Source organism: Rhizobium azibense (genome assembly GCF_004342325.1).
GTDB classification, from domain to species: domain Bacteria; phylum Pseudomonadota; class Alphaproteobacteria; order Rhizobiales; family Rhizobiaceae; genus Rhizobium; species Rhizobium etli_B.
In genome coordinates, this window is the sequence record NZ_SMBJ01000010.1 from 101994 (window position 1) to 118215 (window position 16222).

Consider the following 16222-nt stretch of genomic DNA (forward strand, 5'->3'; position numbering starts at 1 on the left):
CCCATAATTGGCGGACGTCCGACGGATTGCGCTCAGTGAGCTATTCCGCCTGATGATACGTCCGAGGAGACTTCAAGGCGTGCGGATATGAGATTAGCCAGGGCCTTGCCGGAATCTATCAGCGAATCCTCATGCCATCCTTCCAGGTCGAGCACCGGCGTGTCCTCGGCGACGGCGTTCCTCCAGCCGAACCTCAACTTTCGCGCCCGGCGATTGTGCGCCTGACTGCGCACCAGGACAATTGATGAATCTCTAATCGCCGGGTCATTGTGATGCGCGGCTGCGGAATTCATGAACGCAGTGACCATCGCATTGGCGCGATCCGACTCCACAGGTTCGGCATTTTTCACCTGAAGAAGCTGCATCAGCTTCCATGAGATATTGAAGTGCTTGAAGTAGTCCAGGGCGGTAATGTCTCCTTTCACCAGCTTGCTGGTGAAATGCAGCACCCGCTTCGCGCGCCTCTCCGTCTGCCACCACATCAGGCGGCTTTTAGGCAGCGATGATACGAACATGGGGCACCAGCTATCGATGGCAGCGGTACAGCGTACGTCTATGCCGCTTTCGCGCAACTGCCGGCTGATCTCCATGACCAAAATGCCGTTCACACACAGACCGACCAGGGCCAAACGACGCGTTCCTGCCGGAATTTTCATGGCTTCGATCGCTTGTCGGGCCAAGTCTTCCACCGACATATCCGTCGGTGCGCTCGTCAAGTCAGCGCTGAACATGTTCAGGTTGTGGACGGAAATGCTGTCGTCGATCTCGGCGGCGAGGCCGTAATACAGGAATGGATGATTGAACGTATAGACAACTGCATCGCTGCTGCCCGTCTTGCATGTTACCAATTCCCAAAGGGACCTATCGGCGTCGACGCCTTCCAGTGTCTTGGCTATTTTTGCCGTGAAATCCTGGAATGTCGGAAATTTGGAAATCATTTCGGGATTTGGAACGATCTTGTAGACCGCCTCCACTTCTTGCAGGAGTTTTGCTGCGAGAACGGAGTCGCCGCCGACGGCAAAGAAATCATCATCAGGCTGCACCTGATCGACGTTTAAGACGCTGCACCACATCGACGACAGGCGCTTGGACAATTTCTCTCGCCTGCGGATCTGCTGTTCGGCAAACCCCGCCAACTGCGCGATGGACGGATACCGCAAGAGGTGCTTGGCTTCGAGCGGGAGGTTGGCGTCCAACATGCGCGCTGCCATGCGGAAAATCGTGAGGGAGTCGGCTCCAAGCGCGTAGAGATTGTCGTCCACGCCGAGGTCCTGGCTGCCGAGTATGTCCTGCCAAATAGCCGCAAGTTGCTTTTCCATTGCAGTGCGCGGTTTGGTCTTTTCAGCCACGGTGCTGTGGGCAGGAAGTCCAAGCTGCTGCAGGGTTTTGCGATCGAGCTTGCCGTTTGCTGTCTGCGGCAATTCGCTGACCGTCACCCAGTAGGTCGGCACCATGTAGCGGGGCAGCTTCGCCGTGGCGAAGTCCGAGAGATCGGCAGCGCTGGGCTCGGCGCCTGCTTCGGGTACGATGTATCCAACGAGCAATTTGCCGTCACTCTTTTTCTCCGCAGCGACGACCGCGCAATGTCGCACGCCCGGAGCCTTCGAAACGACCGCTTCGATATCGCCGAGTTCGATGCGGAAACCACGGAGCTTGATCTGCTGGTCCCTGCGTCCGAGCAGCTGCAGTGAACCGTCCGCAAGGCGGCGTCCGACATCGCCGGTCCGATAGAGCCGCGTTGGCCGGTTCGAGCCGAAGGAGATCGGAACGAAGGCCCTCTCGGTCAGATCAAGCCGATCGAAGTAGCCGTTCGCCAGGCCGTCGCCGCCAATGCACAGCTCGCCGGTGACGCCGATGGGCGCGATGTCGTTGTTGCGGTCAACGATGTAAAGCTGGGTATTGGCAATTGGATGCCCGATGGTGATCGGTGCATCCGCGTCGGCAATGCGCGCGACGGACGACCAGACCGTCGTCTCCGTCGGGCCATACATGTTCCAGAGCTCGCCGCCGATCTTCAGCAGGGATGTGGCGAGTTCTTTCGGCATGGGCTCTCCACCGCACAGCATCTTGAGGTGCGGTTTGTCCTCGAGGCCGGCCTCGACAAGCATCTGCCAAAGCGTGGGGGTCGCCTGAAGCACGGTCGCACCGCTTTTTTCCAGGAGATCGACAATGGCGAAGCCATCCTGCACCTGCTGCCGGTCGGCAATCACCGTTTTCCCACCGGTAATGAGCGGCAGGAACAGCTCGAGCCCCGCGATGTCGAACGAGATCGTGGTCACCGCAAGGATCGTATCCCGATCGGTGAAACCGGGCTCCTTCGCCATCGAGAGGAGGAAGTTCGTCAGCGCCCGATGAGAGACTTCGACGCCCTTGGGTGCCCCGGTCGAGCCGGAGGTAAAGATGACATATGCAGGGACAGCGGCATCGGGCGGCAGAGCGTCAAGCGCAGTGCTGGTCATTCGGCCTATCGCCTTTGCTTCCTCGTCGATGCGAATGACGGGAATGTCTTCGCGGGCGAGGGACGCCATGGCGGCGCTGTCGCATATCAGGCCGCCGACGCGCGCGACCTCGAGGGTCTGGCAGAGGCGCTCTACAGGATGGGAAAGATCCATGGGCACGTAGGTGTGCCCGGCCTTCATGATCGCCAACAGCGCCACGACCATGTCTAGCGACCGGTCGACGAGCAGCGCGATGCGCTGGCCGGGCTCGGGTATCGCCTCTTGAATATATCGGGCAAACTGATTGGATCGGGCTTCCAGCCTGCCGTAAGTGATGGAGCGGCCGCCATGTTCGGCAGCAATCGCATCGGGCTGCTTGGACGCCTTGCGGGCGAAGAGGGAGATCACCTGCTCATCGTGCGGATAGTTTGTCGCCGTATCGTTCAAGCCGTCGATCAGCCAGGCGCGTTCGTCATCGCTCAATAGCGGCAGGGTGGAGATCTCGACGTCGACGTTCCTCGACAGTGCTTCGGCAAGCGTTGCGAAATGCTGGATCCAGCGCTCGATCGTCGACCGGTCGAAGACCTCCGCATTGTATTCGACATCGATGCGGATGGCGTTTTCTTCTTCGAATGCGCAGAAGAACATGTCGAAATTGGAAAAGCCCTTCACGTTGTTGGCCATGTTTGCCGTCAGGTTCCCGAAGGGCTGATTGGCGGCGGTGTGGTCCAGATTGAACTGGATTTCCGTCAACGGCAGGCGGCGCGAATCCCGCTTCACGCCAAGTTTGCGAACGAGCGTGCCATAGGTGCAGGACTGGTGCTCTACCGCCTGCAGAACGAGCCGCTGCGTTGCCCTCAGATGCTCGCAGAAGCTCGACTGTGATGCGACGGTCTGGCGGATTGGCAGGAGATTGACGCAATGGCCGAAGAGGATCGCTTCTCCGATCAGGTTCTGACCGGCTGCAGGAACCGCAATCACGATGTCCTCCTGCCTGGAAAGTCTGGACACGACGACCTGCAGCATCGCCAGCAAGGTCGAAAACAGTGTTGCGCCCGACTGCGCGCCAGCTTTTTTCAACGCCTTGTAGACATCGCCCTCGATGTAGCCCGTGCAGGTACCACTGGCGAAGTTGCGCTGTTCGGGACGAGCCCGGTCCAGCGGCAGTTCCGGCAGTTCCGGAATCTCCTTGAATTGATCGAGCCAGAACTGCTCGTCCATTTTGGATTTTTCGGGTGTGGGCGCAAGCTTCGTCGCATAGGTGGCAAAGGAGAGCGCCGGCTCGAATTGCGGTGTCTCGCCATTGCGGAAAGCCGAATAGGCTGTCGCTAGCTCGTCGAGAAGCACGCTGATCGACCAGCCGTCGCAGATGATGTGGTGTCCGCTGAAGACGAAGACATGCTTGTCGACTGCCAGACGCGCGATGAAGGCGCGCGCAAGCGGACCGTCGACGAGGTCGAAGGGCGTCCTTGCATCTTCGTCGAGCATCTCCCGTAGCTGCGCCTCGCCGTCGGGCCGGCCGGAGAGATCCACCAGAGGCGCCTCAAGCGTAAAATCGCCGGCGAAGCGGAAGCAATCGCCAGCGCGATTAAAACGGATTCGCAGCGCATCGTGGCGATCCGTCACGAGGCTCAGTGCCTTTGAAAAGGCAGCTTCGTCGAACTCGCCGTCCAGCGTCAGCGAAATGGACAGGTTAAACGAGCAGGACGCTTCATCGCCGGTCTGCGCTGCCAGCCAGATCTCCGTCTGAGCTTCCGTGAGCGGGACGAATTCGAGCCTTTCTGCGGGCGTGGCCGGCGCATCGACTGCTTCTTCCGGTGAAGCAGCAGCTGTAGCCGGAGCAATTGATAGTGCCGCCTGCGCCAGGCTTAAGGCTGCGGCGCTTTCCGCTACCGCCATCGGTTCACTGCTCGCCGACGATTGCAGCAACTGGAGCTGCTGGGCGAAGAGTGATTGGAGCAGTTGAATCTGCGATTGAATATGAGCCTGCACATCGCTCATTGATGCCGACGGCGAAGGGGTAGGCGCAAGAGGCCGCTCGGACGCGGCAGAAACCGCCGCCGGTGCAAGAACCTGCGCCGCAGGCGGCGGGGATGCTGCCGGCGCTGTTTCCGGCATTTTCTCATCGAGATGTTTCGCCAGATTGGCGATTGACGGAATGGTGCTCAAAAGATCGCGGAACGAAATCTTGACCCGGTAGTCCCTCTCGATCCTCTGCGCGAATTGCCCGATGAAGAGGGAATCGAAACCCAGCTCGATAAATGTCGCGGCGACGTCGGCCGGGCCCAATGCGTTCCCCGACATCTCGGCGAGGGTGGCCAGCAATTCGCTTTCAAGCGCAGGGATACGATCGGCTGAAGCGGGGGCGTTCGTCGGGGCGACGCTGCCAGTTGCCGGCATTTGGATCGGAGCCGAAGGCTCGACCACGATTTGCAGCTCGGAGCGAGGCAGTGCATAAGCGCCTGCATTGCGGCGCGCCGATGGAGGCGCGTCGATCCAGTGACGCTGGCGCTGGAACGGGTAGACCGGCAGATCAATGTGTGCCGTTGCGCCGTTCGGCAGTTCCGGCCATTCGAGGACGCAGCCGGCCATCCACAATCTGCCGTGGGCGCCGGCGAAGACGTCGGCAGCTTCGGGCGCGCGATCGTGTTCGGGCAGAGACTGGATCACGGTATTCAGATTATCCCGCGCAACGGTCTGCGAAGCAAATACCGAGAGCGTCCGCCCTGGACCAACCTCCAGGAGTACGGGCTTCCTCCCGTCGCACAGCTTTGCAAGGCCAGCGGCGAAATGAACCGCGTCGCGGCAGTGCCTTGCCCAGTAATCCGGCGAGGTGCCCTGTTGGGCCGTCTGCCAGTCTCCGGTCACGCAGGATATGTAGGGAACCGTTGCGGTTCCGTAGGTCACCTTGGCTGTCTCCTCGTAAAGCGCCGCCGCCGCCTCGTTCATCATCGGCGAATGGAAGGCGTGCGACGTGTGCAGGCGGCTGAAGGCGATGCCGCCGGCTTCCAGCGCTGAACAAACCTCGTCGATTTCCGCAAACGGGCCCGAGATGACCGACAGCTTCGGGGCGTTGACCGCGGCGATCTCGACATCGCCTTTCAGGAAAGCGGAAACGGTTTGCGCGTCGGCCCGAACCGAAACCATCGCTCCTTGCGGCTGGCTCTGCATGAGCCGCCCGCGGCTGGCGACAAGCCGGAGTCCATCTTCGAAGGAAATCACATTGGCAAGCGTTGCCGCTACGAACTCGCCGACACTATGGCCGATCATCGCGTAGGGCCTGAGGCCTCGGCTCATCCACAGCCGAGCCAGCGCATATTCGACGAGATAGAGGCATGGCTGAGCAATGCGCGTGTTGCGCTGTTCGTCCGCCATCGACTCTGGCACCGGTCCGCGATGGCAGATGAAAATGCGAAGATCAAGGCCGAGCATGGGCTTCAGCAGTTCAGCCCCCCTGTCGATCCAGCGCGCGAATTCGGGCTCGCTTTCATAGAGGCCGGTGCCCATGCCGACATATTGCGCGCCTTGTCCGGGAAACATGAACGCGACTGGAGGGGCGTCCGAGGCGATAGAATCCGCAGTGCGTTCCGCGCCGAGCTTTTCTCGCGCCTCATCGATGGTGCGGGCCGATATCGCCAAGCGATGGCTGAACTCGCATCTACCGTTCTGCAGCGTTGCGGCGACGTCGGCGAGCGAAATCTCCGGCCGCTCGGTCAGGTGAGCGCGGAGATTGGCGCGCATAGCCGACAAAGCCGCCGGATTGCGTGCCGACAGCGGCAGGATGTACGGCTTGGTGACGTCGCAGTCTGCCTCGCGCTCTTCGCCAATCTCTTCTTCGACGATGACGTGGACATTCGTGCCGCCGACGCCGAAGGCGCTGACGCCTGCGCGGCGCGGATGTCCCTGCGCCGGCCAGTCCGTCATTTCGGTGGGAATATAAAAGGGGCTCTCCTCGATATTGAGCCGCGGGTTGGGACTGCTGTAGTTGGGCATGGGCGGAATCTTGCCGCGATGAAGCATCAGCGCTGTCTTGATGAGACCGGATACGCCTGCAGCACAGTCCATATGACCGACATTGCCCTTTACTGAACCGAGCGCACAGCTCTTCTGCGCGTTCGAAATGTCGACATAGGCCTCCTTCAGTCCGCTAAACTCGATGGGATCGCCAAGCGGGGTCGCGGTCCCGTGGCATTCGACATATCCGATCGACGCGGCGGAAACGCCTGCGCTTGCCAGCGCTGCGGAGATCGCCTCGGCCTGTCCTTGCACGCTTGGTGCCGTGAACCCGACCTTGTCGGAGCCATCATTGTTGATGCCGTAGCCGCGGATGACTGCGAAGATGCGATCGCGGTCCCTTCGCGCGTCATCCAGCCTCTTCAGGAGTACCACGCCTGCGCCGCTTGCAAAGACGGTTCCATCCGCATTCGCATCGAACGGCCGGCAGGTGCCGTCGGCCGACGCCATGCCGCCTTCCTGGTAGATATATCCCCGCTTTTGCGGCAGCGTGATCGACACGCCGCCAGCGAGCGCCATGTCGCATGCATAGGTCTGCAGGTTCTGGCAGGCCTGCGACACGGCAAGTAGTGAGGTCGAGCAGGCCGATTGCAGCGTGAAGGCGGGGCCGCGCAGATCGAACTTGTAGGCAATACGAGTGGCGAGTGCGTCGTTGAGCGCTCCGACAAGTTGCTGAAAACAGCCGACCTGATAGTTGGAGACGAATTCCTCCGCCTTGGCACGATCCCCAAGCACATTGTTGATCAGATAGGTCGGCATCGACGATCCGGCAAAAACACCGATCATGCCCGGATAGCGATGCGGATCGTAGCCGCCGTTTTCGAGGGCTTCCCAGCAGATTTCAAGGAAGACGCGATGCTGCGGATCAGTGAGTGCTGCCTCGCGTGCGAACATGCCGAAGAATTCGGCGTCGAACATGTCCACGTCCGGAAGATGCGGGCGGGCAGCGACATAATTCGAGGCGGCGCGTTCTTCGTCGGTGAAGCTGTCTTCGATTTCGTCCGGCGCGAATAACGAAAAGGCATTGCGGCCCTCACGGACGAGTTCCCAAAGCGCTTCCACGGAGGGCGCGCCCGGGAAGCGCCCGGACATGCCGATGATCGCGATGCCGCCCGGACCCTGATCGTCCTCGATATCAACTCGCTCGAGATCGGCGTGGGCGGTTTCGTGAATTCGCGTCATGAAGCGCTCCTTCGGAACTGGGACATGGTTTTCCTCTGAAGTGCCGCCCGCTGGGCAGCGGCGATGGATCGGGCGGTGTTTTGCGACTTGCCCTCGATATGGCGGGCAAGCTCGCGGATGGTCGAATGCTTGAACAGCGCGACGACATCCACGGCGCGCCCGAGCCTTGCTTCCAGTCCCGCATGCACCTGCAGAAGCTGGAGAGAGGTGCCACCGAGATCGAAGAAGTTTCTGTCGAGATCGATCCATTCGGCACCCAACGCCTCTCTCCAGAGCTGCGTCAGTAGCATTTCCGCTTGCGTGCTTGCCGCGGCTTGCGCATCGGGTCGGGCGGCCTCGATCGGCGGCGGAAGGAGGCTCGCGCGGTCGACCTTGCCGGCCGGGGTGAGCGGGAATGCATCGACCACGACGGCGGCACTCGGAATCATGTAGACCGGAAGTGTCGCGCGCAGCCTTGACATGACCTCCTGGGTGAAATCGGCGTCACTGAGCCCCGTTTCCGCGGAGGGCCGCAGGTAGGCGACGATACGTTTCAGGGCAGGACCTTGAAGGTGGCACAGAACGATGGCGTCGGAGAGTGCCGGATCGTTCCTCAATGCGGTCTCGATCTCGTCAAGCTCGATGCGCTTGCCGTTGATCTTGACCTGCCGGTCGCGGCGTCCCTTGAAGCTCACCGTTCCGTCCGGCTGCAGAAGGGCGATATCGCCGGTCAGATAGCAGCGTTTCGGGCCGGCCCCCGTTGCGACCATGACGAATTTCTCCGCGGTGCGCTCCGGACTACGGAAATAGTCGATTGCCAAGCCGTCGCCGGATATCGCCAGCTGCCCCTCGCAGCCGGGCGGAAGTTCCCGCAATTCCTCGTCCAGAATGCAGATGCCGGTATGGGCGATCGCCTTGCCGATCGGCAGCTCCGCCTGCGCAAAGCCCGGCGGTACGGTGAAAACCGTTGCAAACACCGTCGTTTCGGTTGGGCCGTAGGCGTTGCTGAGCCGGCAGCCGGGATAGCGCTGGAGAAACCGACGGGCATGCACCGGAGAGCCTACGTCGCCGCCGAAGAGCACATGGCGCAGCCTCGGCAGGTCGCCGGCTGCATAGTCGGCGAAGAGATTGAACAACCCCGTCGTGAGAAACGTCATGCTGACGCCGGTATCGCGCATTTCGCCTGCAAGCCGCGCCAGCGAGAAATCGGCATCGGGCATGACGGCGAGCGTGCATCCGTTCAGCAGCGCGCCCCAGATTTCGAAGGTGGTTGCGTCAAAGGCGATTGTGGCGGCGTGAAGGATGACGTCGTCACGCCTGAAATCGATATAGTTCTGATCGAGGACAACCCGAGCGATGCTCCGATGAGCAATCGTTACGCCCTTCGGACGGCCCGTGGAACCGGATGTGTACATGATATAGGCCGGGTCGCCGCCAGTGACTTCGATGGCCGGCCGTTCGGCCGCGTCGCCGTGTGCGAGCCTTCCGATGACAAATCCTGCATCGACGATTGTGCCGCGCAGGTCGGGAACTGATTTGGCCCTTCCAGCGGATGCCGCATTGACGAAGACAACCTTGGGGGCGCACTCGGCGGCGACATAGGCGAGATGCTCTTCCGGATAGGCCGGGTCGAGCGGAACATAGACGCCACCGGCCTTTAGGATGGAAAGCATGCAAATGACGGTATTGAGCGCGCGCGGAAGCAGCATGCCCACGACATCGCCCTTTCGGACCCCAAGCTCGGCCAGGTGTCCCGCCAGAGCATCGGATAGTCTGTCGAGCTCACCGTAGGTGAGGCGCTCCTTTCCAAAGACAATCGCCGTCGCCTCTGGAGCGATGCGGGCCTGCTGACCTACGATGTTCTGGAGAGAGCGGTTCCGGTCATAAGACACAACAACATCGGCTTCGTTCGTTTCAAGAAACGCCGGATCAGTCACTGATTTGCCCCCAATCATTGCCCTGCAGGAGTTCGTCCAATCGCAAAATGAGGGGACAGGATTTCATGATCGAGGAAAATGGCCAGTTGATCATTGGGATGACAGCACGTGCACGAAAGTCTTAGAGGGCCGGTTTTCTCATACCCTGTCACATGTGGCAGTCGCCCGCGAACGTATCCTAACCCCTTGCGACACATGCATTTATGGAAGCGCGCGACAGGCACCGGTGAGCCTGCAGTCCGTGTGCAACGTCACCTGACGCTGTAAGCCCGGATGTAATCTACGAACATGTGCGAAGGATCGGGAACGTCCATATCGACTGCGTCTTTCGCCAATCCCAGATTGACAAGGATATACATCGGCTGGCGGTGCTCCGGCTGGGTTTTGGTTTTCCAGACCAGCTTCTCGTCGAAATACATGCGGATGAATTCGGAATCGATTTTCACGCCATATGTATGAAAGTCGGTGGGCCTTGCGTCGCGGAAGACCTCGATGCGCGAGAAATCCGAATAGTGCCCGCCATCGCGGTGCCAGACATGGACGGTCGCAGAATATCCTTCCGGTTTGTCTCCGTAGAACTCAAGAACATCGATCTCGGCGGTCGATTTCGACCTGTCCTTGCCAATCAGCCAGAAAGCTGGCCACACGCCTGGCCCGATGGGCAACTGCGCGCGCGTCTCGAAATAGCCGTAGCACTGCGAAAAGCCAACGCCCTTCGGGTCGACGGAGGCAAGCAGTCCGGAACGCCAATCGCCCTGGGCATTGCGGGCCGCCTCGATGCGCAGAACGCCGTCGGTGACGACAAACGGGAACCCGAGTTCGGGATTGGCAAAACGGGCGCCGCCGAAATCGCCGGACCACGGCGTATGAGCGATCCAGCGGGTTCCCGGACCCCAGGCTGATACGCTCAGATCGTCGAAGTTGTCTTCGAAAGTGAGCTTCATCTCCTCGGTATCGATTTCATCGCCGGTGTCACCGGGCACGCAATCTTCGGCATGCGCCAGGCGGGCGCACAAAAGTGCGGCAGCGATCACGATGCCCAGCCGGCGGCCAGCCGACCGCGGCCAGCCTGTACGACGAAGGCAGGTTTGGGGCGTAAACGTTCTCATGCCGCGGACGGTACCCATGCCCACTTTCGCGCGAAAGCGCCCAATTCGACCGAAGGGCTACTGCAAAGGGCTTAAGGCGGACGTAAATACAAGGCGCTTGGGCGCGTGATAGCTTTCCTGTTGAGGAAAACTGGGTGCGGTGGATGCGGGTCGAATTCATTGGGCTGGTGACTATTCTGCTGGGGGCAATGCTTCTGTTTGCCCCCGTCAGGCATTCTTTCACATGGCTGATGCTTTCGACTGCATTCGGCGCGGCGGCGGCCATTGCGCTACCCGGAATGGGCGGAGCGTCGATCCTGGTGCCGAACCTATTTCTGCTGTTTTTCGTTCTACGGATCTTCATGGCATTCGGCGAGGGGCAGGTCTTTGCTGCGGTCTCTCCGTCGCGCGCCGGATTCATCCTCCTGGCATTGACGGTCTTCGGACTGTTTACGGCATTGTTCTTTCCGCGGTTGTTCCAAGGAATGACGGAAACCATGATCGTCGAGCGGTCGGTCGGCCTGAGAAACATAATTTCGCTCGTGCCGCTGCGTGCCTCGTCGAGCAATATAACGCAGACCGTCTATGCCGTGGGCGGCCTCGTGGCTTTCGCCAGTACCTTTGCCTTCTTCAGACGCGCAGGCACGCATGACGATCTTATCAAAGCCGTGTTGGTCACCGCGACGGTGACATTGAGCTTCGCACTGGCCGATATCGTCACCTATTTCACGCGGACCGAATATCTGCTCGGCTTCGTCAGGACAGCAAACTACGCGCTGCTGACGGCCGCCGAAAAAGGCGGGCTGAAGAGGATTTCGGGGACTTTTCCGGAAGCATCGGCATTTGCTGGCTATACGCTGGTGCTGTTTGCCATCATTGCAAGCCTCTGGCTCGAAGGCGTCCGTGGCCGGGCCATCGGCCTTTTGACGTGGCTTCTCTTCATCGCATTGCTTTTCTCGACGTCAGCGACAGGGCTTGTCGGTCTTGCGATTATTGTTCCGGTCCTTTTCTTGCGGTCGTTTTTCCGGTCCTCCGCCGACCGATCTCGCCGGCCGGTGCTCTTTGTTGTCGCCTCGGTCGCGGCGGCCCCGCTCATCGTGTTCCTCGTCCTGGCGACGCTGCCCGGGCTTTCGGCAGGCGTTGCCGGCTTCTTCGACGAGATGCTGTTTTCTAAAGCCGACAGCCAGTCGGGACAAGAGCGTGCCGAATGGAATGCCGTTGCCTACAAGACATTCCTCGACACATTCGGGTTCGGTGCGGGGCTGGGCAGTGCGCGGGCCTCAAGCTTCGTGCTGGTGCTGCTGTCCAATTTGGGGGTGCTCGGCGCGTTCTTGTTCGCGCTGTTCATATGGTCCGTACTGTCGTTGAAGCCTGCTGTTGGATCGGCGCAGCCGATTGAATGCGGTTCGGCGATACGCGCCGCGAAAATGGGGATCGTCGCGGTGTTGGTCACGGCTTCCACATCCGGAACCGTCTATGATCTCGGGCTGATGATCTACATTCTTGCCGGCGCCACGACCGCGCTAACTGAGCCCTATCCGCTGCGCGCGAGGGCGTCTGCCTCTCACACCATGAGCCTAATGGAGAGACGGTCATGAGCAGGACGCCCTTCAAGATCGTCGTCTTCAACGTCAAATACAGCGAGAACCTGGGCGACGGCATATTGGCTCTGTGCATCGAGCACGGCCTTGCGCAGACGGGCGGCGGCATAGAGGTGGAGACTGTCGATCTTGCCGGCCGTCACGGGTTCGGCGGTGCAAGCAGCAGCCGGCGCCGGCATCTGCTCAAGCTGCTTCAACGGTTGCCAAAGCCTGTTCGGCGGCTGGCTGTCGGGTTCTTCGTCCAGCGAGCGCTCCGGCGGCAGCGTGGCGAATGGGAACGCAAGATTGCCGCGGCGGATGCAGTCGTCATCGGCGGCGGCAATCTTTTTCAGGACGACGACCTGAATTTCCCGTTGAAGATCGGAACCGTCCTGGATTGCGTTCGTCGCTTCGATCGCCCGCTTGGGATTTATGCTGTCGGCGTAAGTGCCGATTGGTCAGAACCAGCCAGGCGGCTTTTTGCCCGCATCGGCGGTGTCCGGCTGCTGCACGTCTCGGTACGGGACAGGTTTGCCTACGATAGCTGGCGCAGTCATTTTCCCGCCGGGCCTGTTCCCGACATTATTCCCGATCCCGGGCTCTTGATCGGCCAGATAGCCCATACGACGCGCGGACCGAACCGGGGAAACAAGGTCGCCATCTGCGTCACGGAACCGGTCGTGCTCACGCGCCATGCCAGCCAGACCGGTCCGATCCCGCTGGGGGACGCGGCCGGGTACCGCAAGCTTATTGAGGCGCTGATCGAAGACGGATTGAACGTCACGCTGTTTTGTAACGGCGCCACGGAAGATCACATTTTCGCGAGGACGATTGTGAACGAAGGCTCGATGGCGCGTCATCTTACCTCAGGTGTACTCCATCTTGCCGATCGGCCCGCCGACGTAGAACAGTTGCTGCGGCTGCTGAATGCTGCGGATGCGATCATTTCCCACCGTCTCCACGCCTGCATCGCCGCCTATTCCTTTGGCATTCCGCATATCGGACTTGGCTGGGATAAAAAGGTTGAGGGCTTCTTCCGCTCCGTCGGGCGCGAAGCCTATTTTGTGGATGCGGAGCATGTGCCGGTGAGCGATATTCCCGCTCTTTTAAGGGCCGCGCTCGCCCAAGGTATTGATCAGGAAAGATATAATCTGACGATGGACTGTGCGGAAACGGGAATGCGGCGCTTGCGATTTGCCCTGCGGCCGGGCCTTGTCAGCGAATATTCGATTGCCGACGACGTGCGAGGCATTGCTGCCGGCCCCCGTTGAATTGCAAATTGAAAGGCCAGATAGTTCTCTGGCTTGCCCATCACAGCGCAGCGTTGATTCCCGTTGCCGCAAAAGATTCAATGTATGCGCGTAAAGTGCCTTGGCACAGCGCAACATCGCGTTCCCAAGCAACCTAAGCAAATTGGAGTAAGCGACACGGCAAAAGACGCATGATATTGTGTATTTTCCAACCTTAAGATTATACTTTTGTTCAGTCAAAGCTGATGTTCGCTTACGGGGTTTGGGGAATGGTAACACTGACGACCGCGGAATATGAGCTTTCGGCAAATCGTCATCTCAAGCGTCGCGAATTTGCGGGAGGAGCGTACCGGGGTTACCATGCCGGCGAAACGATCTTCGAGGTCGGAAATCGCCGGGCCCGCATCTTCTATCTGGTCAGCGGCTGGATCATCTCCTGGAAACTGCTTCCAAATGGGGCACGCATGGTTTCCGATTTTTCGCTTCCCGGAGATATCGTCTGGACGGCTTCGGCGGAGTTGTCGCGCGAGACGATGCAGGCGCTCTCCAACATTCGCATCTACGAACTGCCGGCGCTTGGCGATCGAAAGCCCGAGAGCGCGTCGACCGACCTGCACCGCGCGCTGCTCCTGGAGATGGTGCGCCGTCAGGCTCGGCTGACTGAAAGGTTGGCGAATATCGGGCGCCGCGATGCTTTTGCCCGGACTGCGCATCTTCTTCTCGAGCTGGCCGTCCGGCTGGGTGTTTTCCAGCACGAGTCGGCGGACGGTTTTGAATGTCCGCTGACACAGGCCGAGATCGGTGATGCCGTCGGTCTTTCGACCGTCCATATCAATCGTGTCCTCAAAGATATGCGTCTTAGCGGCCTGCTTGTATTCAAAAGTGGCGTCGTCGAATTCCTGGACAGGAAGAAACTCGAGGAACTGGTCGATTTCGACCCAACCTACCTGGCGCCGCCGGCGGAGCGGCGCTTATAAATTCCTGAAATACTTCCACGTGTTATGGGGGCTATTCGAAAGAAGAGCCGACAATGCATCTCTGTGGATAATCCTATAAAATATGAGGATTATTCACAATAATCGTAGCTCTTTGTGGCTAAAATGATTAGGGGCAATGTTGTTGTACAGTAAGAAATAAGATCTAGATGTGATCTTTTATGAGTAGTGGTTAACATATGTTAATGCCGACATTTATAATTAATGCAAGTTTAATGTTGGGCGTTTGAATTTCATACGACTGTAAAAATACTTTAGATCAAGCGCAAACGTTTGGTCTAATTGTATGATTTGCAAGTAAAGCGTATGTATTTCAAATTGGTCTCTAGTTTTGGCTGCCAATTTTGTTGAGAGTAGGAGTCGGCTATGAACGGGCAACAAATAACCAACGAAAATACTGGTATCGCAAGGACAACGCGTCTTATTTCCTTGAAGGCGAGGGATCCGGTACGGAGTCTGTCGTCGTCAAATTTCGTTACGACGGAAGAGCATACGGAATATCTGCTGCTGATCGATTCGCGGGCGCTTGACCGCGAGTGCCTTTCACGCAGCCTTCGCGACTATCAACCGGCCTTGAACATCATTTCCGCCAATTCGCTGGAGGACTGGCAGAACCAGCATATCCAGCATGATCCGGCCGTCATCCTTTTGATGATCGGCGGAAAGAAGATCACGGATGCCGATGTGGGGCAGGCGATCGCGAAATTGACCGAGAAGTTCAAATCCAGCCCTGTCGTCGTGGGGGCGGAGAGCGACGAACTTTCGCAAATCCTCAAAGCGCTCGAATACGGCGCTCGAGGCTATATACCCACCACTGTCAGTATTGGCGTTGCTGCAGAAGCGATCGGCTTGGCCCAGGCAGGGGGAATTTTCATTCCCGCAAGCAGCATTCTTGCAGCAAGGCACGTGATCAGTGCTGTCAGCAATGGCATGAACTGCACCGATGAACTCTTCACGCCGCGCGAAGCGGTCGTGGCGGAAGCCTTGCTGCGGGGCAAGGCGAACAAGATCATCGCGTACGAAATGAAGCTTTGCGAAAGTACGGTGAAGGTTCACATCCGCAACATCATGAAAAAGCTGAATGCCACCAACCGGACGGAGGTTGCCTATAAGATCAGGGATTTCATGCATTGATCGTGCGCGGTTGCTGCTGAACTCCCGCAACTGCTGTGAAGGCTTCGCAGTTTTCGCGGGTAGCGCCGTCTCGAGTGTCGCCTGGGTAGGAGGTGGATTGGACGGTTCGCCTGCGAAGGAGGCGCACACTGATGTGCTTGAGGCTGGAAACAAACAGATCTGGGTGTCCCCGCGTGCCCTGCAGGCGGGAATGCTGTTTTCTGTAAAGGGCTGAAGATTGCTCGATATTCTTGGAGGCCTAGAAAGCCGGGCTCGCTTCAGCAATGAAGCGAGCCCTTCCGCAAGGAGCTTTTCGCGGTCATTAGCCCGCGAGTATTAGCTGCCGCATTTGGAACTGGTTCTACTCGGTACTGCCCCCGAGTCCCAAGTGGAGGATGCCATACTACCGCACGAAATCAATTAATCCCTTTGGGTGATAGCCGATTGGCCTCTTCCTCCCCTTCTTCCGGCGCAAGCGGCCCGTTTGCGCGATCGCCATGGTACGTATCGGGGGCGTAGGCGGCTCATCCGTTTGTAGAAATGTTCAAGAGGCGAAATCCGTGGTCTGATGCCTTTGGACGGTACCACGCTTGCGAGACCGTCTCTTTACTCCTCCGATGAAGGAAGAAGGGCTCGTCAATCGGCA

Annotated in this window: 7 protein-coding genes; 4 read left to right on the top strand and 3 right to left on the bottom strand. The window is 59.2% G+C overall.

What is annotated here, in order from left to right:
• Nucleotides 1-32: 32 nt before the first annotated feature.
• The 3 genes from EV130_RS23980 to EV130_RS23990 all read right to left on the bottom strand — a co-directional run bounded on the left by EV130_RS23980 (nt 33) and on the right by EV130_RS23990 (nt 10677).
• A complete protein-coding gene (locus tag EV130_RS23980) occupies nt 33-7634 on the bottom strand; it encodes a non-ribosomal peptide synthetase/type I polyketide synthase (RefSeq protein WP_132661657.1) in 7602 nt (2533 codons plus the stop codon).
• Complete coding sequence (locus tag EV130_RS23985; protein WP_245520089.1) at nt 7631-9550, bottom strand: non-ribosomal peptide synthetase; 1920 nt, start codon at nt 9548-9550, stop codon at nt 7631-7633. Before EV130_RS23985 ends, EV130_RS23980 begins: the two co-directional genes overlap by 4 nt.
• Nucleotides 9551-9801: 251 nt before the next feature.
• Complete coding sequence (locus EV130_RS23990) at nt 9802-10677, bottom strand: glycoside hydrolase family 16 protein (protein WP_245520090.1); 876 nt, start codon at nt 10675-10677, stop codon at nt 9802-9804.
• Nucleotides 10678-10802: 125 nt separating this feature from the next.
• On the opposite strand from EV130_RS23990, the gene EV130_RS23995 reads away from it, so the two are divergent.
• From EV130_RS23995 to EV130_RS24010, 4 genes are all read left to right on the top strand, one after another.
• Nucleotides 10803-12236, top strand: a complete 1434-nt coding sequence (locus tag EV130_RS23995) for an O-antigen ligase family protein (RefSeq protein WP_132661866.1) — start codon at nt 10803-10805, stop codon at nt 12234-12236.
• Nucleotides 12233-13489, top strand: a complete 1257-nt coding sequence (locus EV130_RS24000) for a polysaccharide pyruvyl transferase family protein (RefSeq protein WP_132661661.1) — start codon at nt 12233-12235, stop codon at nt 13487-13489. The genes EV130_RS23995 and EV130_RS24000 overlap by 4 nt, the downstream gene beginning before the upstream one ends.
• A 248-nt stretch (nt 13490-13737) precedes the next feature.
• Entirely contained in the window at nt 13738-14445 is a 708-nt protein-coding gene (locus EV130_RS24005; protein WP_132661663.1) for a Crp/Fnr family transcriptional regulator, read from the top strand.
• A 384-nt stretch (nt 14446-14829) separates the two neighbouring features.
• Complete coding sequence (locus EV130_RS24010; protein WP_074061999.1) at nt 14830-15597, top strand: LuxR C-terminal-related transcriptional regulator; 768 nt, start codon at nt 14830-14832, stop codon at nt 15595-15597.
• Nucleotides 15598-16222 lie beyond the last annotated feature (625 nt).